Source organism: Cupriavidus sp. PB-02, assembly GCF_058252315.1.
This window is the reverse complement of sequence record NZ_CM177695.1, coordinates 1,128,712-1,150,823: the sequence shown is the minus strand read 5'-3', so window position 1 is coordinate 1,150,823 and position 22,112 is coordinate 1,128,712. Positions and strand designations below refer to the sequence as shown.

Below are 22,112 nucleotides of genomic sequence, written 5' to 3'. Positions count from 1 at the left end.
CTTACATCACCTCGTTCTTTCGGTCATCCGTCTCGCCGTACCGGTGCAGCGCCGGCGGCTTGAGACCGGCGTACAGGTTCTCGATCCCAGCGTTAATCACTTCTGCATGCTGTGCAAACAGCGAATTGCCTTCCAGATCGCTCTCGACGATGAATGGCCCGAAGTTTTCGACCTCGAACATCCACATCGCCTGCGCAATGCCTAGTTCGTCGAGCCAGAACACGTCCCGCACCCGCTTGATGCCTCGGCCGAGCAGCGCGCCCGTGCCATAGCCTACAGTCGTGAGATAGATGGCGCCGCCGGGCGCCAGCACGCGCTTGTAGTCGTCGGCAGGCATGCCACCCTTGCCGATGAAGATCCGGCATTCCGTCTTCTCCATCCAATCCGGAATCCATTTGGAGAACCGGAAGCTTGCCGTCGCAGTCACGGCGCCTACGTTGTAGCCGCCGTCTTCATCGGGTGCCGCCGCCGGTGAGCAATGGAAATTGACGTTGCTGAGCCCACGCAGCTCTACCGGTGGCTCCAGCCCTTCATCGAGCACCTTCTTGTAGATGCCTTCCCGCGCTGTGTAGATCAGGCCTGTCAGATACACGGCCGATCCGAGCTCAAGCCTTGCGATGTCATCCGTGGTCGCGGGCAGGTTGACGTGGAAGACCTTCAGTTCATCGTCTTGCGGGTTTACCATTCGACCGTCTCCCTGCGCAGGTAAGGGGTGAACCACTGGGGGTCCGTGCGATATTCGATGTTGCCGTCTGCGTGAATTCGCGCCGTGGCGCGTCGCGACGACAGGCAGAACGTGTGAAGACTGATCGGCATGCCGCCCGTGTGGGTATGCCCCACCTCGATATGGCAGTCCACGACCATCGACGAACCCACGAAGCCCATGGCGCCCATGCCGATCGAGTTACCCAGCTTCATCAGTTCAAGCTCGAGTTCGGCGATCTTCGGATCGGGGTTGCGATCCCCCACCACACGCAGACATGCCGCCTGCTTGCCGAGTTGCATGCAGGTGTCCTTCGACCCGCCCAGGCCGATGCCGACAATGGCCGGCTGGCATGCCAGGCCGCGCTTGCCAAAGGCGATCAGCGTGTCAAGCACGAACCGCTTGATCCCATCGATCCCGTCGCCCGGGAACAGCATCCGGTAGTCGGTGCCGAACAGCCCGCCCTTGTGCACGGTCGTAATGTCGACCCAATCGGCGTCCGGTTCGAACGACCATTCGATCTCGGGCGCATTGATGCCAACGTTGTTGTTGTTGTCGGTGCGCCAGAGCGGGTGCACGCGGTTCGGACGTAGCGGAACGGCCAGCGTGGCGTCGGCGGTGGCCTTGCGCAGCGCGCGCTCGACGGCGACGAAGCCGCGCTGCACGGAAGCGTTGTTGCCGATCTTGACGTAGTAGCGCGGCAGTCCGGTATCGGCACACATGGGCCGGCGGTCCTGGTCAGCGGCTTCCCAGTTATCCTGCATGGCGTGTATCACGAAGCGAGGAAGCTTTCCGGTCTCGGTCTTCTGCAACGCCTGGATGCCTTGTTTGTAGTCTGTGGGGATCTCGATCGCGGCGCGCTTCATGATCTCGAACGCGGCTTCCTCGACCCGATCGATAGCGATGGTCATCGTAGCGGTCCTCTATGCTGCAACTTTTGGGGGTTGACCGGCCTCACCGGTAATCAGTGACGTGCCCGGCTTGACGATGTCGAACTTCACCGGAACCATCTCCAGGCGAATATCGTCGCCGTCCGCGGTCACGTGGGTGTAGCGACTGCTGTGCAGGTCACCGGGCTCCGGAAAGTCTTCGCGGAAGTGGGCGCCACGGCTGTTCTCGCGTGCCAGCGCGGAAACGGTAATCACGCGCGAGATGTCGACCAGGCTCTGCAGATTGAGCCAGTCGTGCCAGGTCACGTTGTAGCGGCGCTCGCCATCGGGTACGCCCATGGCCAGCAGCGCGTCGCGATGCGCGGCGACGGAATCCAGGCCCCGGCGCATCGCCTGTTCGTTGCGCAGCACGCCAACGTCGTCCCACATCGTCTGCGCGAGCGCATCGCGCAATTCGTGAATGGCGCCCGGCGTCTTCGAGAATGGGTACTCGGCACGCTCGATGCCGCTCAGGATGACGCGCTGGTCCGGCTCCTTCCAGTGCTGGACGCCAGAAACATACGCGGCCATCGAGTCGCCCGCGATGCCGCCGAACACTGTCGAGTTCGCCACGCCGTTGCCGCCCAGGCGATTGGCCCCGTGCACGCCGCCGCAATCCTCGCCAGCAGCGAACAGGCCGGGCGAGGCGGTGCTGCAATCCACATTGAACTCCACACCTCCCATCAGGTAATGGGCCGTCGGGACGACCTCGACGCGACCACCGGCCAGGTCAAAACCGCAGTCCTTGCACCGGTTGACCATCCCGGGGAACGTCTTGGCCACCTTTTCAGGCCCAAGGTGGCTCATCTGGATGTAGATGCCGCCCATCGGGCCGCTCCTGCCGGCACGCATTTCGGCATAGATGCCGCGGCTGACCACGTCCCGCGTCGCACGCTCGCCGCGCGCATCATAGTTGGTCATGAAGCGGTCGCCGTTGCCATTGATCAGCCAGCCGCCCGCACCTCGCAAACCTTCTTCAAGCACCGTGCCGGTCATGCGAGTATCCGGGCCGCCGAGCAGCCCCGTCGGATGGAACTGGACCATCTCCATGTCCCGCAGGCTCAGGCCATAGCGCATGGCCATCGCCAGGCCATCGCAGGTTTTGTCACCAGAGGGCGTGTGGTAGCGGTACATGGTCGGGCCTGCGCCCGTGGCCATCAGCACGGCCTTCGCCTGTACGAAGCGATAGGTGCCGCGACGCATGTCGATGAACAACACGCCAGCGATACCCGAACCATCGGCTGCCGGAATCAGCTCGATGGCCCGGTGCTCCTCCATTTCTTCCACATCGAGTGCCCGCACCTGCTCCATTAGCCGGTTGATGATCTCGATACCGGTCAGGTCAGCCTTGTGGACCGTGCGGTCGAAGCTCTGGCCGGCAAAGGCCTTCTGGTGCAGCGTGCCGTCGGGATTGCGATCAAAGAAGCAGCCGATCTCGTTTTCCAGTTCGCGGACACGTTCTATCGCCCCTTCAACAAGCCGCCAGGCAAGGTCTTGGCGTGGCAGCCACTTGCCACCTTCGATCGTGTCCATGAAATGGCGCTCGACCGAGTCTCCGACCGACAGCGCCACGTTGTAGCCGCCCTGGACCATGCGCGTGCAGCCGCATTTTCCAAGCAGGCCCTTGACCGCCACAGATACCTTGAGCGCAGGATTTGCCTTCTTGGCGTGCAACGCCGCGAATAGCCCTGCCCCGCCCGTACCGAGGATCAGGATGTCTGTCTTGTGGTTCTCGATTTGCATTTCAGATTACCCCTAGGGCAAAGATCACGCCGACGAACAGCGACAGCGCACCACCCCAACTGATCCATGACAGGCGTGCGTCTCGGGTAGAACTCCATGGCAGCAATTCCAGCGCCAGCAGTCGCAGCCCGAAGCACATGTGAATGGACAACAGCAACACCAGACCCCATTCGCCGAACTTCACCGCGCCCATGTCGGCAAATTTCAGGAACGCGTCCATGCGCGCATGCTCGTCCAGTGCGAGTCCCAGGACGTAGAAGTGCGCTGGCAGGAAGATGCCCAGTGCCAGGCCGGACAGACGGTGCCCGAGAAAGGCCCAATAGGCGCGGTGGTTTCTTGGCGACTTCATGACAGCAGACCTCCCACAGCCGCCACGGCACGCAGGCCCATCGACAGCAGCAACAGTCCAAACAGCAAACAGGACACGAACGCTGCGCCACGGCTCAGCCGGGCCCATTCGATCAAGATGTTGCGCAGCCCGATTGGCACATGGACCGCCACGCTGATCACGAACAGCGAATAGAACGGAATCCAGAGCAGGCTGCCCTGAGTGCGGGAAAGTATCTCGGCAGCAGTCAAGCCGCCACGGACTGCGTAGAGAATCACGCCCAAATGCACGAGCACGAATGGCGCCATGACCATTGCGCTGAGACGCTGGAGTGCGAACAGACGCTGCTCCATGATCAGCCACCTCCCTTCAGGAATTGCAACAGCGCATTTTTCTTGAGCCCTGCAATGCTGCCGGTCGGGCTCAGGCTCACAGGGCAGTGTGTCATGCAATTGCCCTGCGTATGGCAGGAATTGCAGCCGCTACCCGACGTCGCCTTCTTCAGCACGTCCTTCGGATCGGCATGGCGTTCGTCGTTGAACAGGGTCCACGCGCGGTTCAGCGCGGCGGGTCCGAGATACTCCTTGTCCCATGTCACGACGTCGCACGAGGCATAGCAAACGCCGCAGTTGATGCATTCGATGGCGGCGTCGGCCATCTTGCGCTTCTTGCTTGTCGGGGACACCGCTGCCGGCGGATCGTGGCGCGTCGCCGTGCCGACGAACGTATTGCCGGCCTTCTTCCATTTGTCGAAGAACTCCGACATGTCGACCACCAGGTCCTTGATGCGGGGCATGTTGCGCAACGGCTCGATGACGATCACGCCATCCTCTTCCACGCGGCTGACGTGCGTTCGGCATGTCCAGCGTGGCTTGCCGTTCACGGTCATCGCGCAGGACCCGCAGACGCCCACCCGGCATGCGAAGCGGTAGGACAACGTCGGATCGATGCGGCGCTGCACTTCGGTCACTACGTCTAGAACTGTCTGGTTCTCGCGCCACGGTACTTCATAGGTTTTGAAATCGCCTTCGCCGGTGCCCCGGGCAATGCGTACCGTAAGCGTGCGTTGCGCGGCCTTTGTCGCCTCCATCACTCTCTCCCGTTTCATTCAATGCGCTGACGCGCCAACCTGTTTGCGCGCGAAGACCGGCGCCTGATGACCTTCCATCTGATGTTCGGTCCGTGGTCTTCTGCGGTTGAGTTGAAACAAGTTTAAGTAATCGATTTTTCTGAAGCAATAATATATAAGTTAATATTTTTTGAACTTAATCGCTAAAAATGGCGCTTAGCGCACGCGTTGCGCGTGGATGTCAGATAAGGTCGGGCGGCGTCGACGAGAAGCCTTGCGCAAAGGTCTCTCGCAAGTAGTCCACAAAGACCTGCGAGACCCGCGAGGCGTGGGCTGAATAGGGTCGAATGGCGTAGAGCCAGTCTCCAAATGCGCCGGTGGAGCGCCACTGTGGCAGAACCTCGACGAGTCGACCTGTTTCCAGAGCAGACTGCGCACTGAAGTCCGGCAGCAGCGCGATACCCAGGCCTTCGATCGCGGCATCGCGCAAGGCTTCGCTGTTGTTGACGGTCAGGGGACCTGTGACTGGCACTGTCACAGGGTCAGCGTGCCTGGCATTGGACTCCGCCACCGCAGGAACAAATGTCCAGGTTGGCGTTCCCTGCAGCCGGGGATAGTGCAGGCACGCGTGCTCTGTCAGGGCTTGCGGCGTCTCGGGAGTCCCGCTGCTGCGCAGGTAAGCGCGGCTTGCGACAAGGACCGTGCGTGTTGTCGCGAGCGTCCACGCCACGTGGGTCTCCGGCGGCGCAGACGTATGCCTGACCGCAATGTCGAAGCCCTCCTGGGCCAGGGGCCGCAAGCGATCCGACATGTCGAGTTCGAGTTGGATCTGCGGATACCGGCGCAGGAAATCAGGCAGGCGCGGTACCAGCTGCTGCCTGGAAAAAGCCACCGGCGCCGTTACGCGCAGGAACCCTCTTGGCGCCCCGGCCAAGTCTCGGACATTGGCATAACCTGTGGCGATCTGCTCGAACGCGCCGCGCATGGCATCCACCAGCTGCCGTCCGGCATCGGTCAGCGTTGCGCTGCGAGTGGTCCGCTGGACCAGCGTAATGCCCGCCGCCTTCTCGAGATCCGTGATGTGCTGGCTCATGGACGCCTTGCTGACGCCGAGGCGCGCGGCGGCCTTGCTGAAGCTGCCCTGCTGATGCAGCACCACAAGCCAGTGCAGGTGCTCCCAGAGTTCCTCGACGTTGTCCTTGCGCATGCAATGCTCCTAGATCGACACATTCGGATACGGATATTTCATATCTATAGCATGCTGGTAGCTAAATTTCCTGAACAGTCAGTTCGGCGTTCGATGACTAGCCGTTGACAGGGGCCCTCCATACACTCCAGACATCGAAAACGCGGCGGGCATGCCAAATCCCGCCCAGTACTGACAGGAGATGCCCGTGACTGCGCCCTACACAAACCCCGCAGACGTCATTCATTTCGTTGCCGGCGAGCCGTACGAAGGCAACGGCAAGCGATCGCAGGCGGTGTTCAATCCCGCCACCGGGGCCGTAGCGCGCCAAGTCCGCCTGGGCACAGGCGAGGACGTGAATGCCGCCGTGGCTTCCGCGCTGGCCGCTTTTCCGAAGTGGGCCGACACCCCGCCAATTCGCCGGGCCCGCGTGATGCTCAAGTTCCTGGAACTGATGAACCGGCACAAGGACGAACTGGCCGCGATCATTACGGCAGAGCACGGCAAGGTGCTGAGCGATGCGGCCGGGGAAGTCAGCCGCGGCATCGACATCATCGAGTTCGCCTGCGGCATCCCTCAACTGCTCAAGGGCGACTTCACGGACCAGGTCTCGACCGGCATGGACAACTGGACCATGCGCCAGCCGCTGGGCGTTGTGGCTGGCATCACGCCGTTCAACTTCCCGTGCATGGTGCCGTGCTGGATGTTCCCCGTCGCCATCGCGGCAGGCAACTGCTTCATTCTGAAGCCCAGTGAGCGCGATCCTTCGGCCTCGCTCTTCATGGCACGCCTGCTCAAGGATGCGGGGCTTCCCGATGGCGTTTTCAATGTCGTCCAGGGCGACAAGACCGTCGTGGACGCCCTGCTCCATCACAACGACGTCAAGGCCGTGAGCTTCGTCGGGTCCACGCCCATCGCGAACTACATCTACGAGACAGGCGCCAGGCTTGGCAAGCGGGTCCAGGCGCTGGGCGGCGCAAAGAACCACATGGTTGTGATGCCCGATGCAGACATCGACCAGGCCGTAGATGGACTGATCGGCGCAGCATACGGCTCGGCCGGCGAGCGTTGCATGGCCATCTCCGTGGCAGTGCTCGTCGGCGACGTGGCAGACAAGATCATGCCGAAGCTGGAAGCCCGCGCGCGCGAACTGGTCATCAAGAACGGCATGGAGGCGGACGCCGAGATGGGCCCCATCGTGACAGGCCAGGCGCTCGAACGCATCGAAAACTACATCGCCCTCGGTGTGGAAGAAGGCGCCAAGCTCTTGGTCGACGGACGCAACTACAAGGTGCCTGGTCACGAGCTAGGATTTTTTACCGGCGGAACGCTGTTCGACAACGTGACCCCGGACATGCGGATCTATAAGGAGGAGATCTTTGGTCCGGTGCTCTCATGCGTGCGCGTGGATGACTTCGCGCAAGCCGTGAAGCTGGTCAACGCGCACGAATTCGGCAATGGCGTGGCCTGCTACACGCGCGACGGGCAAACTGCCCGCGAATTCGCCCGCCACATCGAAGTCGGTATGGTCGGCATTAACGTACCGATTCCGGTACCAATGGCATGGCATGGCTTTGGTGGCTGGAAGCGCTCGCTTTTCGGCGATATGCATGCCTATGGTGAGGAAGGCCTGCGCTTCTACACGCGCCAGAAGAGCGTCATGCAACGCTGGCCCAACGATACGGCTCGTGGAGCTGAGTTCGCGATGCCCACTGCGAAGTGATAGCGCGAAGGGATCGACGCCGGGCGAACAAGCTTGGCGTCGATCCCAGCGCAAGTACGGCATAGCCCTCGCCCCCAACTTTCCGCAAACTGTCGTATTAGAAGGTGGACGCACCGACATCACAGGCGGCAGCCATTTATATAAAAACGTCGTTGGCAGTTTCCAATCGCCGCCATAGCCAATAATTTCATGATTGTGAAATTACCAACTCACCTGCCGAGTGGCTGCATGCCAAAAGGCCCTGTCATCTGCGGACAGTCCGCAAGAGTTTGCCTAGGGTTTATACTTATCCCCGTCTCCTCCCTTCCCAAGGGATTCGTGCCCGCGCTTGAAGCGGGCTTTCTTTTGCCAGCTGTCCAAGCTGCTCACCAGGCGCTGAAGTCTGGGCGTGCAAGACATCTATGCCGCGGTGGATTTCGACTTTGCAGCCGTTTCGAGCGCCTGCGCGTCGAGAATGCTGGTGGCGCCGACAGACGCCCGTCCCTCCCCATTCAACATAACCTTCCAGTAATCGGCAAAACTTCGCTCTGCGGGCGTTATGTTAAGTATAAGACACTAGCCCATTGAGTGCGCATGGCCGATATAGGCTATTATGCGCATAAGGACCAACACGGAGGTAACCATGGGTCAAACGCTCGAAGTCCGGTCGCGCAAAGCGACCAACGTGACGTTGCCCGCTGACGTCTACGAAGAAGGCAAAGCGCTCGAACTGAACTTCTCGCGGGTGTTCGAACAAGCGATGCGCGAAGCCATCCGTGCCGAACGGGGTCGTCGCTGGGCGGCCGAGAACGCGGAGTTCATCGCCGCTCACAACGAGTTCGTCGAGCAACACGGCCTCCCACTGGCGAAGCATCGGATGTTCTGATGGCGCGCTTCGAAATCTATGTCAATAACGAGGATACGGGCGTCGCGCCATTCCTGGTCGACGTACAGAGCGAATTTCTTGCGGGACTAAACACCACGGTGGTCGTGCCGCTGATTCGGGCTGAATCGCATCCTGGGTCCAGGTTGCCAGCCGATCTGGTCCCGCCCTTCGAGGTCCAGGGCATCCGTTGCATCTTCTACCCGCCCTTTATCGCCGCGGTCTCAAAGAGCGCCCTTGGCGCGCGAGTCGGATCGCTACGCAATGAGAGCTCACTGCTCGTCTCCGCACTCGATCGCCTGATGGGCGGCTTCTGATCGCCCGCATGGGCGCCCAAGTGGGCGGCGCTCGGGATCGACGCTGGCTGGCATCCTTAACACCTCGAACGGTCAGTGCTGGAGTTCCGCCACCCGACAACCCCTCTCTGCCTCGTGGACGATCACCGATTCGCATCGGCGAACGACTGCCGAACTTAGGGGCTCAGCCCAAGACCATTGCCGAGCTTGGCCGCCAAAGTCATCAAGTTCTGGCAGAACTTCCGCTTTTCCTCTGGCACCCCTGGCTGGGCGGCGATCCATCCCTTGAACGAGCAGAAGGACTCGGGGGAGATCGCGGTCAGGCGCTCCATGACGCCCGTTTTGGTAACGACAATCGTGCTTACCCGACCGCCACGCAGGAGTTTGGTCATCCCATATGACATGGCCGCCCCACTGTCATCCGCAATCGTGGTCGACAGCGTCGCTTCCGGCGTGCTCGATTTCACGGCGCCAATGATGTCGACCACGAATCCGACTTCGTTTCGCCCGCGCACGCAGGCACCTATCCTTGGGGCGAGGATGAAGGTCGGATCCACTGCCTGGAGTGCGGGCAGGATGACTGACTCTGCGATGGGCTTCGCCGTGACGAACTGCACGCGCTTGTTGTAGAGCCCGAGTCTGACGGCATCGTCGATGCGGCAGCCCGCGGCGGACGCATAGGCAAGAATCGCGTAGTTCCCAATCACCGAGATCGTCTCCGCGAAACCCGCGCGGCGAAACGCCTCCAACAACTGAACCAGAATCTGTGGGGCATTGCCAGGCGCGTAGGCGGAAATCTCGCTTTCGGTTCGCGTCAGTTCCAGCCGCTTGGCCGCGGCGCGGCCTGGGCGGGTCGCCCCCGACGCCTCCGCGCGCACGGCGGCCTCCCATTCCGCAAAGCGCTGACATGCAACGCCATACTGCTCCAACACAAGGCGCTCCAGATGCCGGACTTCGAAGCCGCCGCATTGGAACGTGCGACACCCAGATGCGGAGGTCGCTTGCGCTGGGGCCTTCTTGGCACTAGCAAAGTCGTGCGCCGCTTCGCGGCTCCGTTCAGGTGAGGGAGCGGGCTGCGCCGGGTGCGCTCGTGTTGCCGCCTGCTTCGCCGGCGCGGCCGGCCGCGGTTTGATGACCGGTTCGCGCCCGGCAAACCGGCGCAGGTGATCGAGCTGCTCTTCCGCGAACGGCCCCTTCGGCAGGGTCAAGACTACCTTCGCAATGGCGTCTCCAGTCCGGCCAGTCTTGGCGTCACGCAGGCCCTTGCCGGCCAAGCGCAACGACTTGCCGCTGCCCGTATTCGGTGGGACGTCTACCTCGAAGGTTCGCCCCACGATCTCGATGGTGGTCGTTCCGCCGAGCCACGCCGTGATGCAATCGATCTTGACTTCGCAGTGGACGTCGAGACCCTTCAGGTACGTCGACCCGGACTTCACCACCCGGATTTCGCAGAGTAGATCCCCGGCCGCGCCACCGAACTCACCTGGCATGCCGCCACCGACTGCACGGAGAACGCGACCTGCCGGGGTATTCGCCGGCACTTGGATGTTGAAGCGCTTGGTCTGTTTGAGGGCACCCTTCCCTTTGCACGCCCTGCATCGCCAATCGACCCCCGATCCCTTGCATCTGCTACAAGTGCGCTGCCCCCAGCCATCCGCAGAAGGATGCCACCCGTGGCCGTCGCATTTTTCACACGCTACGGGAGAGCTCGCTTCCCCTGAGCCCCCGCAAGACGGGCAGGTGTCTTCAACTTTGATCTCGACGGTTGCCTTGCCACCGCGGACCGCCGTGTCAGCGTCGATTGACGCCTTGCAGCGGATGTCCTCGCCTCGTACAGGTGGTGGTCTGGATTGACGGCGTCTCCGCTGGCTCTGGTGAAACTGCTGGCGAAAGAGGTCTTCGAAATTAGCGTCGTCTTCGTCCGGCCCGGCCCACCAGGGATTCCCGCTACGGGTCGCGCCATTGCCCAGGTCGTACTCCGCGCGCTTCTGCGCGTCGCCAAGGATGCGGTTAGCCCTCTCGATTTCCTTGAATTTCTCCTCGGCCTGCTTCTTTTCCAGGGCAGACTTGCCGTGCTGTCGGTCGGGATGAAATTTCATCGCGAGCCGCCTGTAGGCCGCTCGGATCTCCGCCTCGGTCGCGCGAGGCGAAACGCCGAGAGTGTTGTAGTAGTCGATCATCACCGGCTAATCAGATTCACCTCGCTCATGGTCTGCGCGCCGGGACTGTGCTTCGGCCATCGAGACGGCGGACTGGCACAAAAAGATACCACTACCGATCCCTCACGGCGGACGCACCAGTAACGATGTACCGATTGCGCCACATAACGGATCGCGGGTTCAACTCCGTGTGCGTGCGTGATTAGTTCGCCTCTTGCGTCCCGCTTTCAACGCCCTACCCCGCGTTTAACGTCCGCAACGCATTTGTGAGTTCTCCGGCGAGCAGTGATCCGACTCAAGGCGCAACGCCGAGCGTTCAAACAGCATCGAATCGAGGCGGCCCTGCAAGGTCGAGGATGCTCCACCGATCGTTCAATGGTCTGCTCGCTGCGTGACAATTTTTTCGCTGGCCAAAGAACTGCCGGGAAAAATGGCTCCTAATCCTGTGTTGCGCGATGTTTATATCGCCGTATCCTGCTCCGGTAGGTCCTGCTACCACCCGCGCCCCTCCCCTGGTGAGCGCGGGTTTTTTCGCGAGCAGATGAACTGCGCGGCGCAGGCTGGATTGCCGTCAACGGCAACCTGGCGGATACTGGATGTGGGTGGCGCCGCAAGGTGTTACCCGATTTCTTCTTGGACGTTCTGCGGCTCTCCTCCATCGGATCGAGGGCTGTTTTTTTGGTCGCGCTCACTATCTGGCAACCGACGCGTCCAACTTGCCGACGGCGGCCGCCGCATGCGCGATCGATCACCGGATCTGCCGGTGTCATGTCGACCTGCGGGCGGTCTGACCTGCGCGTGCACAATCCGAAAGCGCGCCAGTCGTTTGCCCTGCCCGCTGGCGCCCAATAGAGTGGCCAGTGAACCTCAACCGCCGTCTAGCCTCCTTCGTCTTGATCCGAACAAGTCAGGACGCTGGGCAAGAACTCTCCGTCGATCGTGGCTACCGCGCACGCACCGAGACCAAAGATGCGGCACGGTCCTGTGGTCGGATAAGCCGTGGATTCGTGGTGATGGCCGTGGAACGCTCGTTTCACTCTCATTGTTTCGATGAGCATGTCAATCGCCTCGAACCCGTGTGGGTGACAAGCCGGAGCCTCGTGGCTGACCAGGACATCCGCATGCTGACTCAATAGCGCGTTGTAGGTCTGCGGGAAGATCGTGCTGCGATGGCGCCGCGGCAGACCACCCCGCCAGTAATTCCCCTTCCCACATTTGGCCAGATAGTCAGTGGCGCGCTCTACGCGCGATGGTTCGGGCGGCATCCAGACCTGGCCGCGAAAAATCCCCCCTAGCCCGGCAATCCGAAGGCCTGCGATCGTGACCACCCTCCCATCCAGGTTCCGGTCGGCCAGGCCCGAGCCGAAAAGGTTGTCGTAGTCGGCATCGCTGTCGGTGTCGTGATTGCCAGGAATCCACCACACCTGCGTCAGGGGAAGGATGCTGGCGAGCTCTTCATCCAGTGGACGCCTGGCCTGAATGTCGCCAGCGAGCACCACCGCCTCGGGGCAGTGACGGCGGACGCTTTCGATCAGCGGGCCGAACTCACCATGGGGGTCGCCGCAAATGAAGACATGGCCTGCAGACATCGGACGTTGGGGTGTGACTTAGTTTGAGTGGAACAGGCGAATCGATGACGTGAGCGTTGGCGGCTGGCGGGTATACGATCAGCCACCCACCTAGGCCACGGCCTGGGCCACCGCGCTCCCTACGGCCTCGTGGAGTCGCACTTGACGAATCGTGCAAGCTCCGCTCGCAAAATGGCACCCTCTATGACCACGTTCTTCTTGAATGATCGCCAATTTACCTGATTAGAAGTTCTGTCGAATGCGTAACCGCGACTGTGCCCGCGCAAGGTTACTCCATCCACTAGTACAGCTTCTTAAGTGAAAACCGCACGCTGGACGACAAGACCTGACGAAGTAGCCCCTTCCCCGTTTACAATGTTGCTATGCAATATAAATCTGGGCCGTAGAAGCGCGCGAATCGCCACGGGTCCTACTAGCAGGGAGGCGGCAATGGCGACAGCTCTGGCTGCGACCAAAGGCGAGGCACTAAAGCTCCTGGAAACAGAGGGCGTCACGGTCGTGGATTTGGACTACGAATCAGGATGGCAGGATGCGATTGAGCTGGCCAGGCTGGGCGAAAAGCTTGGCATACGTGTCCAGTATCGCGGCCATGAGAGTATTGCCGTCAGCTCGCCCGCTGTACTCGTTGCCGGACTGAATCGTCCAAAGTTGACGTTCCGTCAGCGCAATCTTTACTGCCAATTTGAGCTCGGCATGCTACCAGTGGCTGACTTGGAGCGCCTGGAGGGAAAAGCGGAGAAGCTCGGAGACTACATCCTCGCTGGACATCTAACGAGGGATGTCGATGCTGTATGGACGGAATAAAGCATTGCCATGCAGCCATCCTGAAGTCCAAAACAGAATCAGCGCCGCGAGTCGCGCCTTGATTTGCCTGGCCGCCCTCGGGTAGCGCTTATCTCGTAGAGATATGGTTGGCCGGTTGCGGATTGCCCGTCGTCGTGGCAGCAGCTACCATCCCTGAAGACTTGTTGTGCCCGGCGATGTCGGGCCGGTCCTGCAGGGGCGCAATCTGACTACCAACGGGAACGCCGTGACGAATCAGCTCGATCTTTTTGAAGATAGCCGCGATGTCATGCTTCGCAACGACGTGCTCACAGCGCTTGAGCAACGCAATGCCGCCGCCGGACGTGAAACACTGCAGCGCCTGGTCGCGGAATATCCAGACGACGCGCTTGTGCCGACCCTGGAGACACTTGTATGTGTGCTGGAGGCTCCCGTCCACGAACACTTCGCGACTCACACGGCACTGCGCGACACCTGCGAAGCGTGGTGTTTGCCGAGCATGCTGGCAGCGCGCCGAGCGTTCGGCGACGTAGCGGGCATGGCTTGGTGCCTACCGCTGTGGCGTGCTGTCGCCCGGGCCGCCTCTCAATTGCCGTTTCACCGGGAGATGCCCGAATGGCATTCGGCACCCCTATGGATGCGCGCTGCGGAGTGGACTGCGGCATGTGACAGCATCAAGCGAATCGGGTCATGGCGACGAATTCCAACTCCCCTCGCCTGGATGGCCGAGACGGTCTACCGGCTACAGGGGCTTGACCCGGCATGGCCGCTCTTGGCCGAGCTTGCTTGGCTATCCCCGAAGAAGCTCGGCGCGCTCATACAAACGCTCGGTGATTCGTCATTGCTGGCGCTGCGCCGGCGGTTCGATGCGAATTTCGACGGTGACGGCACAACCGAGGATCTTTGCTGGTTTCCCGCCTGGGCCATGACCGAAAAACCCGGACTTGCTGGCCTCTTACGCGCGTCTGAGTTCTCGACGGGCACATTACCCGAACAGGGATTGCGGATCATGCTGGAGTTGTTGACCCTTGAGCGCCAAGGCCGCCAGCATGATTTGCTGGAACGGCGAAAGGACTTACGCGGCCTGCACGCGGGTCTCTTCGAGGCCTACATCCGTACGCGGTAACGTTTCGGTTTTTCGCATTTGCACGCACTCGCAGGGCACATAAAGAATGCTCTCCACCTCGCCGAAGAGAGCCGTGGAACTTCCAAGAAGAAATCGGGCACCCGTTGTCAAGTGCCCAGCTTCAGTATCCGCCAAGCCCCCAGGGGCACGCAATCCCTCGCTCCGCGCGCCGCGTCGACCATCCGTGTCCTGGGGACGGCAGTGATCGGCAATTTCAAGCGCCTGCGCAGCCACCACGTGTTGTCACATGACCACGCTGAAGTTGCTCCCGCGACCAGTCATCATGTTGGCGCGCCAACCGAGCGGTCGGTCATTCTTGCTCGACGAGACAGTGCCTGGGTCGCTTGCCAAACCTCGCAACGCAAAGGAATAGAGAATCTCTGAACTGATGCATGGCCTGCTCCACGCCGATTAACTGGCCGCGCAGCGGCACGCAAGGCCCACATTATCAGGAGACGTTCCTCTTCACGGTTCGCAGAAATGGGTACGCACAGTCGCAGACCGATGTCATGGGCATGGGTCTAGCGCTCGGCATGCGGAGTTGACCTCATGGCGCGGCACGTTGCTGCTTGCCACGGCGCGCAGTCAAAGCGTGTGTCTGAGCTGCGGAGCGGCGACGATTGCCCAGCCAAATGTATTCAGGTGGTCAACGGCTAGCGGGTCGAAAAACGGGGGATCAAGATATTGGGGCGTGCTGGGTGAGCCTCTCGTGAGTCGCGCACAACTTCAACGGTATGGAACCGTAGCACTAACGAAGTAAGAGCTAGAGGCGGGATGCTGCTAGAGGGTAAAGAACAGGCCGAAGCTCAGTGCGGCCTGTCCGGGGCGATCAAAACTGGGCGCCGGTGAGCGCCCATCCTGCCTCCGAAGGCCGACTCAGTCCTCGAGGCAAAAGATCACGCCGAAGCTTCGGGTGTCGCGACGGTCTGTGCCACTTTCTTCGCCGGGGCTCGTTTCTTCGTCACGGATTTCACCGCAGCCTTCTTCGGCACAGCAGTCGCGGCGGCGTTGCTACCGGCAGCCTTTTTCGGGGCGACCTTCGTGGCGGCAGCTTTGCCTGATGCCTTCTTGGCGCCTGCAGTCTTCGCTTTTTTCGCCGCGAGCTTGTCCTTTGCGGCTTGCTTCTCAAACCGCGCTGCGGACTTTGCGGCTTCAGTGGCTTTCACGACCTCACGCTTTGCAGCTTCAATGGCCTTCTTCGTGTCGGCGCGCAGTTTCAGCAAGCGCTTTTTCGCTGCCTGGGCTTCACGTGCGAGCACGCTCGCCTTCTTCGTCGGTGCCGTCAACTTCTTTGCGACAGGCTTCCTTTTGGTAACCGCGCTCGTCGGCGTCGTTGCTTTGGTTGCTGCGACCATGTTGATTATCCGTTATTCGTTGGAGCGCGGAGTATAACCTTTGTCACGATCTGCAGTGATCCGGCGCTCACCGTGGGGTTGCCAAACGGCTGAAACATCAACCAACGATCCGATGTGTTTCAGCTTCGCTCCGCTGCATAGCAGCACACGTAGAGCTTGATACCGGGGACAAGAGCGTTTAGTGTCAATGCTCGGTGTGCGCATACTCAGCGCGTCCTCGCACCGAGTTCACTCAGTGTTGTTCCTGTCATCCTCCGTGGAACTCCGTCCACGGACCAGCAGTCGTAGTTCCTTTTTCCGTCCCCCGACAAAGGAGCCTGACATGCTCAGTCCGCATGAAATCACCGCGCTGCTACTGCTTGGCGATGCGCAAGACATCGACGATCTCGAGCCGGAGCAGTTAGACGGCTTGCTGGTCCACAAACTGGTGACGATGGAGCATGGCCACGGCAGCCCTAATGCCCACCCTCGCTTGACGAGTCAAGGGTATTCCATGCTTGAAGCCGTGCGCCGTATTGCGTAACGCTGCTCGATATTGAGGGCCCTTCACGTTTTGCTCTATTTGTCGCGAAGAATCCTTGACGACGAATGCCGCGGATCACCGATTGCATCGGGCAAAGTCAAAGCCTTACCGCTACAGTGACTGGTCGGTGGAAAAGACTGCCTTCTTGGCCACGTCGGTTATCGCCGACTGCGCGTTGCGATTGAGCCAAAGACTTACCACGTAGCACCTCAGCATCCCCTCGGTACTGGCACGCATGTTCATGGGCTCGACAGCCGAGCGGCTCGATGCGAACCATTGCATCCAGTCCCTGTCCGCTTGGATCAGGCGGGGAAAGTGACTGGCGTTCGTCTTTTCGGATGATTTCCACCTGCTCGTCGATGATGACCAGGAGGTCGGCTACTGAGCCGGTGAAACGCTGCCGTACTCTCTCTCGTGCCTTGCGCTCGCTGGCCGAACGCACGAGCTCATAGGTGCCACCCTCCTCCGAAAGGCGGATGACTCGAAGCTCCTTGCTGGGCGGAGCCTGAAGCCAATAAGAGTACCCATTCCTTATCCCTTTGTCCGTGCGTTCGCGAGGAATCAGGTATGGCCGGGCAAGCATGATCTCGGCGTGAATCGCTTCAAGGGACATGATGCTGCTCTCAAAAATGCAAAACCCCTGCATTTGCGGGCAGGGGCAGAATTCCATTCTGCAGCGAGTTGCAGAAGCCTAGGCTTAGGCTTCTGCCTCAATCAGGAATCTTTTTGGGTTCTTACCAAGCCAAGCCGGTTGGCGACCACGGCCGGACCAAGTGTTCCCGGTCTTGGGGTCACGGTACTTAGGGGGCAGTTCCGACTTCGACTTGTTTGCACCGCTGCCCGCGGGACGGCCGCGACGGCGCTTGGAAATGTCTTCGACCGTCAAGCCATACTCCGCCATCAGAGTCTGAATCCTCTCGATGACGCCCGCTACTTCATTAGCGCGTACCTCTTCCAGTTGGGCTTCGAGGGCCTGCTTCTGGGACATGAGTTCCTTATAGGATGCCATGCGAGTTTCCTTTCCAGTCGAGGGATGAGAGAAGATAGTCTAAAGCTAATCAAGCTTAGACGCAAAATTCTTTTCACCCTGTCATTATGAGCACACAATGGAAAAAATCGATGTAATGCCACCTGAATCAAGCCGTACTCCGAGCACATTATCGATGAAGATTTTAGCGCGGTGAGCGCAAAGCGGAATGGCGCCAGCGCTATGAGAGTCAGTGTGGTGCTCTCGGTAAGACCGTCGTGAACACTTGGGGCGGGTATTGGATTGCAAACGCCCCAGGCAACGTTGGGGAGTACCAGGTTCCGAGCAAGAAGAGCTCACTTATTGGCTCGTATTCGGTGCTCGACACGGACGCTAAGTCCGTCGTGCGGCGCCGGGCGACGTCCCCGCATGGCCTCCCTCCTCGCGCGCCGGACAGGTCCGCACTAGTGCAATGTTCCATTCTGTTTGGAACTTAAGCGGCGGTTGGCGCGAATGACCTTCTGTAGGATGTCGCGAGCGCTCTTGGTCCAGATGAACGGCTTGGGGTTGGTGTTGTGGTGAGCGATGTACTCGTTGATGGCGTCGACCAGTTCCGGCACGCTGGTGAATACGCCGCGGCGAAGTCGCTCGGTCGTGATGTCGCGAAAGAACCGCTCGACCATGTTCAGCCATGACGCCGAGGTGGGCGTGAAGTGCATGTTGAAGCGCGGATGCTTGGCCAGCCAGTCTTGCACCGCAGGATGCTTGTGGGTGGCGTAGTTGTCGGCGATCAGATGCAGCGTTTTGTCCTTGGGCGTCTCGCGGTCGATCTTGCGCAGGAACTTCAGCCACTCGGTATGGCGGTGGCGCTGCTGGCACTGGGCGATGACCTGGCCATCGAGCACGTTGAGCGCGGCAAACAGCGTGGTCGTGCCGTTGCGCTTGTAGTCGTGCATCATGGTGGCCGCACGTCCCTTCTTCAACGGCAAGCCGGGCTGCGTGCGATCCAGCGCCTGCACCTGGCTCTTCTCATCGCAGCACAGCACCAGCGCGTGCTCGGGTGGCGACATGTAGAGGCCAACGATGTCTTCAAGCTTCTCGACGAACCGCGGATCGCGCGAGACCTTGAAGCCGCGCACGACATGGGGCTTCAGGCCGTGGGCGTGCCAATGGCGCATGACGGTGCTGGCGCTCACGCCCAACTCGGCGGCCATCTTGCGCGTGCTCCAGTGCGTGGCCGCCACGGGCTTCGTTTGAGTGGTCAGCTCCACCAGCCGCGCCGTGTCCACCTTCACCGGCGGCGCACCGCGCGGCAAGTCACGTTCGATACCGGCCAGCCCCGATTGCGCATACCGCTCACGCCAACGCGAGACCTGCACGCGTCCGACTCCCAACTGCTCGGCGATGTCCTTGTTCTGCAATCCGTTGGCGGCCAGCAGCACAATGCGCGCGCGCTGCGCCAGCCTCACGCTCGTGAGCTTCGACCGAACCAGCCTCGTCAACTTGGTTCGCTCCTCGTCGGTCAACATGATCTCGGGGGCAACTCGCACTCGCTCTCTCCACGCTGTATCGCAGTAGGGCATTGGAGACGCCGAATTCATATAAGTTCCATCAAGAACAGAACGCTACACTAGCGCCTCGGGGCCGCCGGCCGACTTGTTTCGCCACAAGCCAGCGTTGGAGAGACGAATAAGCGGCTAGACAAGCCAGCTACGCAGGAATGACCTAAGGTGCAACAAATTGGGCCGCAAGACGGAATTTTGCCCCCCCCAAAGGCCTTGTGACATCAGCAGAGGAGCTTAGCAGTCTTGGCATCGACCGACCGATGGCTTGCATCGTAGACGCAAGTCGCCCTTTGCGGCCCAATTCGTTGCACCTTAGCCGTCGCCACCGCCACCGCGGGTCACTGCGCTTTCAACGGCTGCAGTTCTGGCATCCGGGTACGCTTCCTTGCCTTCCGCGCGTGGATGTCTCGGATACAAGATCACCAAGCCCGCCCCCTTCGCGTGGGGAGCACGCGATAAGCACAACGTTATCGTGCCTTATCGTCTCCTTGCGCGTTGCGGAGTCACCTTCGTCCGAACGCCGCTCGCTGAGGCAACCCACTGCTTTTCCGAGCGGACGGGAAGCGCAAGGCTGTATTCGGCAAGTCTCGACCGCCTTGCAGCTGACGGAAGCCGCTTTCCGGCCATGAACGGCCAGTCATTAGCGCGCCGGAAAGCGGTCATAGACCGCGGAGCCGATTGTCATTAATCATCCGGGGCCCCAGGGCCTACGCAGGCCTCTATCGCAGCGAGGACGGCCGGCAGATCGGCAGGCTTTACAAAATGATGATCGAATCCGGATCTGATTGATTCGGCGTGCTCGGAAGGCGATGCCAGAGCGGTAATCGCCACCAGCAATGGAGCCGGCACGAATTGTAGACGCCGGATCTCCCTGGCCACCGCGTGCCCGTCCAAACCGGGCATCTGAATGTCGAGAACAACAGCGTCCGGACGCCACGCATAGTATTCCGCGAGCGCGTCCGCGCCGTCTCCTGTTGTCCGGGTTGCGTAACCATGGGCGTCGAAGAACAACTCGTATGCTGCCAACGCATTCGGGTCGTCGTCCGCGATTAGCAGGCACACCGCGTTTCGGGTAGGCATGAGGTTCTCCAATTTCCTATCATAAGCAATTGATGTACCCGACAAAATGAGGTAGCAATTTTGCTCACCGCAAAAATGCGTTATGCAACGCATTTCCCGTCCTTCGAGAGCAGACATGCGATTAGCCGACTTTATCCTCGACCATATGGATGCAATTCTGTTGCGATGGGAGGACTTTGCCCGCACCCAGTTGCCAGCAGCGGCAGATATGAGATCGCTGGCCTTACGGGACCATGCGCAGCAGATTCTGGTGGCTGTGGCAAAGGATCTGTCTACTTCCCAAAGCAGGAAGGAACAATTTGAAAAGTCCACGGGGCAGGCGCCCATACTGGCTGGAGCTCCAGAGACAGCCGCCCAGATGCACGCCCTTCTGCGCGCGCGAAGCGGCTTTGATATCAACCAGATGGTTGCCGAATACCGTGCCCTGCGCGCGAGCGTACTCCGACTGTGGCTGGACGAGTGCGCGCCCGACAGTCATCACGAGGATGACATGATCCGTTTCAACGAGGCCATCGATCAGGCAATCGCCGAATCGGTAGACTTTTTCAGCATGCAGGTAGACTTGGCCCGTAATCTGTTCCTCGGAATGTTGGGGCATGACATGCGCAGTCCGCTCCAGACCATCCAGATTACAGCGTCGTATCTGGCGGCGCTGAACGCCGGCGAAAAAGTGTCGGACGCGGCGTCCCGCTTGATCAGAAGCGGCGCTCGCATGCAGGCGCTGCTGGACGATATGGTTGATTTCAATCGAGCCAGGCTCGGTTTGGGTATCAATATCGCGCCAACCGATATCGATCTGGCCCAGTTGTTTGCCGATACGCTGGACCAGTTGCGGGTAGTACACCCGGACCATCAGATTGATCTGGACGTGGTCGGTGACTGCATGGGTGTCTGGGATGGCCCGCGTCTCCAGCAGTTGTTGGGCAATCTGGTACTAAATGCGATCAAGTACGGAGCTTCAGACGCGCCTGTATGTGTGACAGTGACCGACGAGGGCGCGGACGTCCTACTGGAAGTGAGGAATACCGGCACCGCCATTGAGCGGTCGACCCTCGACCTCATTTTTAATCCACTCCAGCGCGGCCCGAACCATCAAGGCACAAATACCGACAACAGTCTGGGGCTCGGACTGTATATCGCGCGCGAGATTGCCAAGGCACACGGGGGCGAAATCGATGCGCGATCCGACGCAACAGAAACGGTGTTCTCTGTAAATCTGCCTCGTGGCAAATAGCGCGCATTGTGTGGTACGCGCAGATCGCTGCCAGTCTGCGGTACGGCTGTCCGCTTCCGCTGGACGCCGTTGGCCGCTTCGGGTCGGTTTGAGACCGTTACCCGCCCCGCTGATCGGCAAAGCCCTGAGTCAATCACAACTCGAGGTCGCCCACGCCCCGACGCAGGTGGCTAAGCCCTGGCGTGCGGAGACGCTCACGGTCGCGGACACGCGAGTGGCTCGAGGGCGAAAGGTGCCCCGCCGAGCGGCAGGGCAAAGCGCGGCATACTGAAGATGAGCGACGCATTCTCAGCGTAGGTCGAGGGGCCATAGCGTGCCGGGCAAGAAAAGCCCTCGGCTAGGGTGGGCGAGGGCATGAAGGGCTCGAAGACGGTGGGCGAGTCGACGAACCGCCCGTAACGACTTTCGCGCAAGCGCCCGGGTCACGCATCTCTCTAAACAGTGGTGCCGCCAAACCAGACGGAGGTGGATCATCGGAAAAGCCCCGCCGCGGAGCTGCGGCGCCGTTGCGGGACTTCAACAGCGGGGCCCCGCCGGTGGTTGCCAGTAGTCGGTACCCGTCTTGATTTCATAGAGCCACCCTGAATCGAGCGGAATCGTCTCTCGCTCCCAAAGCAGCGTTGGGTGCAACTCGGCCAACGTCGGCGCCGGAGACTGACGGCTCGCCATTGCATCAGCCCCGAATGTCGCGGGGATCATTGCCGTACGAGTTTCGCTCGCGGATCCGGCCGTCGCGGCCATGGATCAGCAGCTCGACCTTCTTCTGCTGGGCCCTCTCCGTGCCGGCGGCGACGGCCTCTTCCTGCGTATCGAAGGTGTCGCGGCCGTGGCTGCCCTCCGCCTCAACGGCCCAGCGGTCGCCAGCGGGAACAACATGGATGTTTTGCCCCTG

At 60.8% G+C, this 22,112-nt stretch carries 22 protein-coding genes; 7 read left to right on the top strand and 15 right to left on the bottom strand.

Going from position 1 to position 22,112, the window contains the following annotated elements; genetic code table 11:
- Position 1: 1 nt before the first annotated feature.
- From AC10V3_RS26030 to AC10V3_RS26000, 7 genes are all read right to left on the bottom strand, one after another.
- Positions 2-685 carry a fumarate hydratase C-terminal domain-containing protein gene (locus AC10V3_RS26030; RefSeq protein ID WP_490924212.1) on the bottom strand — a complete coding sequence of 228 codons (684 nt, stop codon included), beginning with the start codon at positions 683-685 and terminating at the stop codon, positions 2-4.
- Entirely contained in the window at positions 679-1,614 is a 936-nt protein-coding gene (locus AC10V3_RS26025; RefSeq protein WP_022538236.1) for a fumarate hydratase, read from the bottom strand. Before AC10V3_RS26025 ends, AC10V3_RS26030 begins: the two co-directional genes overlap by 7 nt.
- A gap of 12 nt (positions 1,615-1,626) precedes the next feature.
- Positions 1,627-3,375, bottom strand: a complete 1,749-nt coding sequence (locus AC10V3_RS26020; protein WP_454752944.1) for an L-aspartate oxidase — start codon at positions 3,373-3,375, stop codon at positions 1,627-1,629.
- 1 nt (position 3,376) lies between these two features.
- Positions 3,377-3,724 carry a succinate dehydrogenase/fumarate reductase transmembrane subunit gene (locus AC10V3_RS26015; RefSeq protein ID WP_434034860.1) on the bottom strand — a complete coding sequence of 116 codons (348 nt, stop codon included), beginning with the start codon at positions 3,722-3,724 and terminating at the stop codon, positions 3,377-3,379.
- The gene (locus AC10V3_RS26010) at positions 3,721-4,056 is read right to left on the bottom strand and encodes a succinate dehydrogenase membrane anchor (protein ID WP_022538233.1); all 336 of its coding nucleotides are present in this window, start codon (positions 4,054-4,056) and stop codon (positions 3,721-3,723) included. Before AC10V3_RS26010 ends, AC10V3_RS26015 begins: the two co-directional genes overlap by 4 nt.
- 2 nt (positions 4,057-4,058) lie before the next feature.
- Positions 4,059-4,793, bottom strand: a complete 735-nt coding sequence (locus tag AC10V3_RS26005; protein WP_454752943.1) for a succinate dehydrogenase/fumarate reductase iron-sulfur subunit — start codon at positions 4,791-4,793, stop codon at positions 4,059-4,061.
- Positions 4,794-5,013: 220 nt separating this feature from the next.
- On the bottom strand, positions 5,014-5,979 hold the full coding sequence (locus AC10V3_RS26000) for a LysR family transcriptional regulator (protein ID WP_490924211.1): 966 nt from the start codon (positions 5,977-5,979) through the stop codon (positions 5,014-5,016).
- A 187-nt stretch (positions 5,980-6,166) separates the two neighbouring features.
- Here AC10V3_RS26000 and AC10V3_RS25995 point away from each other — a divergent pair, with 187 nt between their 5' ends.
- From AC10V3_RS25995 to AC10V3_RS25985, 3 genes are all read left to right on the top strand, one after another.
- Positions 6,167-7,681 carry a CoA-acylating methylmalonate-semialdehyde dehydrogenase gene (locus tag AC10V3_RS25995; protein WP_022538230.1) on the top strand — a complete coding sequence of 505 codons (1,515 nt, stop codon included), beginning with the start codon at positions 6,167-6,169 and terminating at the stop codon, positions 7,679-7,681.
- A 622-nt stretch (positions 7,682-8,303) separates the two neighbouring features.
- A complete protein-coding gene (locus tag AC10V3_RS25990; protein WP_022538229.1) occupies positions 8,304-8,546 on the top strand; it encodes a type II toxin-antitoxin system CcdA family antitoxin in 243 nt (80 codons plus the stop codon).
- Entirely contained in the window at positions 8,546-8,860 is a 315-nt protein-coding gene (locus tag AC10V3_RS25985; RefSeq protein ID WP_022538228.1) for a CcdB family protein, read from the top strand. The genes AC10V3_RS25990 and AC10V3_RS25985 overlap by 1 nt, the downstream gene beginning before the upstream one ends.
- 155 nt (positions 8,861-9,015) lie before the next feature.
- Here the strand turns inward: AC10V3_RS25985 and AC10V3_RS25980 are convergent, their stop codons facing one another.
- On the bottom strand, positions 9,016-11,019 hold the full coding sequence (locus AC10V3_RS25980; RefSeq protein WP_490924210.1) for a GSU2403 family nucleotidyltransferase fold protein: 2,004 nt from the start codon (positions 11,017-11,019) through the stop codon (positions 9,016-9,018).
- 857 nt (positions 11,020-11,876) lie between these two features.
- Entirely contained in the window at positions 11,877-12,587 is a 711-nt protein-coding gene (locus AC10V3_RS25975; protein WP_454752940.1) for a metallophosphoesterase family protein, read from the bottom strand.
- A gap of 429 nt (positions 12,588-13,016) precedes the next feature.
- On the opposite strand from AC10V3_RS25975, the gene AC10V3_RS25970 reads away from it, so the two are divergent.
- Together AC10V3_RS25970 and AC10V3_RS25965 are read left to right on the top strand one after the other, a co-directional pair.
- Entirely contained in the window at positions 13,017-13,391 is a 375-nt protein-coding gene (locus AC10V3_RS25970; protein WP_022538225.1) for a PHA-granule associated protein 4, read from the top strand.
- Positions 13,392-13,617: 226 nt separating this feature from the next.
- Positions 13,618-14,496: a hypothetical protein gene (locus AC10V3_RS25965; protein ID WP_490924209.1), complete on the top strand. Its 879-nt coding sequence runs from the start codon at positions 13,618-13,620 to the stop codon at positions 14,494-14,496.
- An 896-nt stretch (positions 14,497-15,392) separates the two neighbouring features.
- Here AC10V3_RS25965 and AC10V3_RS25960 read toward each other — a convergent pair.
- The gene (locus tag AC10V3_RS25960) at positions 15,393-15,851 is read right to left on the bottom strand and encodes a hypothetical protein (protein WP_022538223.1); all 459 of its coding nucleotides are present in this window, start codon (positions 15,849-15,851) and stop codon (positions 15,393-15,395) included.
- A gap of 322 nt (positions 15,852-16,173) precedes the next feature.
- Here AC10V3_RS25960 and AC10V3_RS25955 point away from each other — a divergent pair, with 322 nt between their 5' ends.
- Positions 16,174-16,374, top strand: coding sequence for a hypothetical protein (locus tag AC10V3_RS25955; RefSeq protein WP_041681738.1), 201 nt, complete (start codon positions 16,174-16,176; stop codon positions 16,372-16,374).
- Between the two features lie 97 nt (positions 16,375-16,471).
- Here the strand turns inward: AC10V3_RS25955 and AC10V3_RS25950 are convergent, their stop codons facing one another.
- The 4 genes from AC10V3_RS25950 to AC10V3_RS25935 form a co-directional block, all read right to left on the bottom strand.
- The gene (locus tag AC10V3_RS25950; protein ID WP_349605993.1) at positions 16,472-16,987 is read right to left on the bottom strand and encodes a hypothetical protein; all 516 of its coding nucleotides are present in this window, start codon (positions 16,985-16,987) and stop codon (positions 16,472-16,474) included.
- A gap of 84 nt (positions 16,988-17,071) precedes the next feature.
- On the bottom strand, positions 17,072-17,383 hold the full coding sequence (locus AC10V3_RS25945) for an H-NS histone family protein (RefSeq protein WP_022538220.1): 312 nt from the start codon (positions 17,381-17,383) through the stop codon (positions 17,072-17,074).
- 422 nt (positions 17,384-17,805) lie between these two features.
- Positions 17,806-18,891 (bottom strand): IS630 family transposase, encoded by a 1,086-nt coding sequence (locus AC10V3_RS25940; protein WP_490924208.1) that lies wholly within the window; start codon positions 18,889-18,891, stop codon positions 17,806-17,808.
- A 699-nt stretch (positions 18,892-19,590) separates the two neighbouring features.
- Positions 19,591-19,986, bottom strand: coding sequence for a response regulator (locus tag AC10V3_RS25935; protein WP_490924207.1), 396 nt, complete (start codon positions 19,984-19,986; stop codon positions 19,591-19,593).
- A 115-nt stretch (positions 19,987-20,101) separates the two neighbouring features.
- On the opposite strand from AC10V3_RS25935, the gene AC10V3_RS25930 reads away from it, so the two are divergent.
- Positions 20,102-21,220, top strand: a complete 1,119-nt coding sequence (locus AC10V3_RS25930) for an ATP-binding protein (protein WP_490924206.1) — start codon at positions 20,102-20,104, stop codon at positions 21,218-21,220.
- A gap of 673 nt (positions 21,221-21,893) precedes the next feature.
- On the opposite strand, the gene AC10V3_RS25925 is transcribed toward AC10V3_RS25930, so the two are convergent.
- Positions 21,894-22,100, bottom strand: a complete 207-nt coding sequence (locus AC10V3_RS25925; RefSeq protein ID WP_454753540.1) for a DUF2188 domain-containing protein — start codon at positions 22,098-22,100, stop codon at positions 21,894-21,896.
- Between the last annotated feature and the right edge of the window lie 12 nt (positions 22,101-22,112).

Coding starts and splice junctions, on each gene's coding strand:
- AC10V3_RS26030 (WP_490924212.1), bottom strand. CDS start 685: ATGGTAAACCCGCAAGACGATGAACTGAAGGTCTTCCACGTCAACCTG.
- AC10V3_RS26025 (WP_022538236.1), bottom strand. CDS start 1,614: ATGACCATCGCTATCGATCGGGTCGAGGAAGCCGCGTTCGAGATCATG.
- AC10V3_RS26020 (WP_454752944.1), bottom strand. CDS start 3,375: ATGCAAATCGAGAACCACAAGACAGACATCCTGATCCTCGGTACGGGC.
- AC10V3_RS26015 (WP_434034860.1), bottom strand. CDS start 3,724: ATGAAGTCGCCAAGAAACCACCGCGCCTATTGGGCCTTTCTCGGGCAC.
- AC10V3_RS26010 (WP_022538233.1), bottom strand. CDS start 4,056: ATGGAGCAGCGTCTGTTCGCACTCCAGCGTCTCAGCGCAATGGTCATG.
- AC10V3_RS26005 (WP_454752943.1), bottom strand. CDS start 4,793: ATGGAGGCGACAAAGGCCGCGCAACGCACGCTTACGGTACGCATTGCC.
- AC10V3_RS26000 (WP_490924211.1), bottom strand. CDS start 5,979: ATGCGCAAGGACAACGTCGAGGAACTCTGGGAGCACCTGCACTGGCTT.
- AC10V3_RS25990 (WP_022538229.1), top strand. CDS start 8,304: ATGGGTCAAACGCTCGAAGTCCGGTCGCGCAAAGCGACCAACGTGACG.
- AC10V3_RS25985 (WP_022538228.1), top strand. CDS start 8,546: ATGGCGCGCTTCGAAATCTATGTCAATAACGAGGATACGGGCGTCGCG.
- AC10V3_RS25980 (WP_490924210.1), bottom strand. CDS start 11,019: ATGATCGACTACTACAACACTCTCGGCGTTTCGCCTCGCGCGACCGAG.
- AC10V3_RS25975 (WP_454752940.1), bottom strand. CDS start 12,587: ATGTCTGCAGGCCATGTCTTCATTTGCGGCGACCCCCATGGTGAGTTC.
- AC10V3_RS25970 (WP_022538225.1), top strand. CDS start 13,017: ATGGCGACAGCTCTGGCTGCGACCAAAGGCGAGGCACTAAAGCTCCTG.
- AC10V3_RS25960 (WP_022538223.1), bottom strand. CDS start 15,851: ATGGTCGCAGCAACCAAAGCAACGACGCCGACGAGCGCGGTTACCAAA.
- AC10V3_RS25955 (WP_041681738.1), top strand. CDS start 16,174: ATGCTCAGTCCGCATGAAATCACCGCGCTGCTACTGCTTGGCGATGCG.
- AC10V3_RS25950 (WP_349605993.1), bottom strand. CDS start 16,987: ATGTCCCTTGAAGCGATTCACGCCGAGATCATGCTTGCCCGGCCATAC.
- AC10V3_RS25945 (WP_022538220.1), bottom strand. CDS start 17,383: ATGGCATCCTATAAGGAACTCATGTCCCAGAAGCAGGCCCTCGAAGCC.
- AC10V3_RS25935 (WP_490924207.1), bottom strand. CDS start 19,986: ATGCCTACCCGAAACGCGGTGTGCCTGCTAATCGCGGACGACGACCCG.
- AC10V3_RS25930 (WP_490924206.1), top strand. CDS start 20,102: ATGCGATTAGCCGACTTTATCCTCGACCATATGGATGCAATTCTGTTG.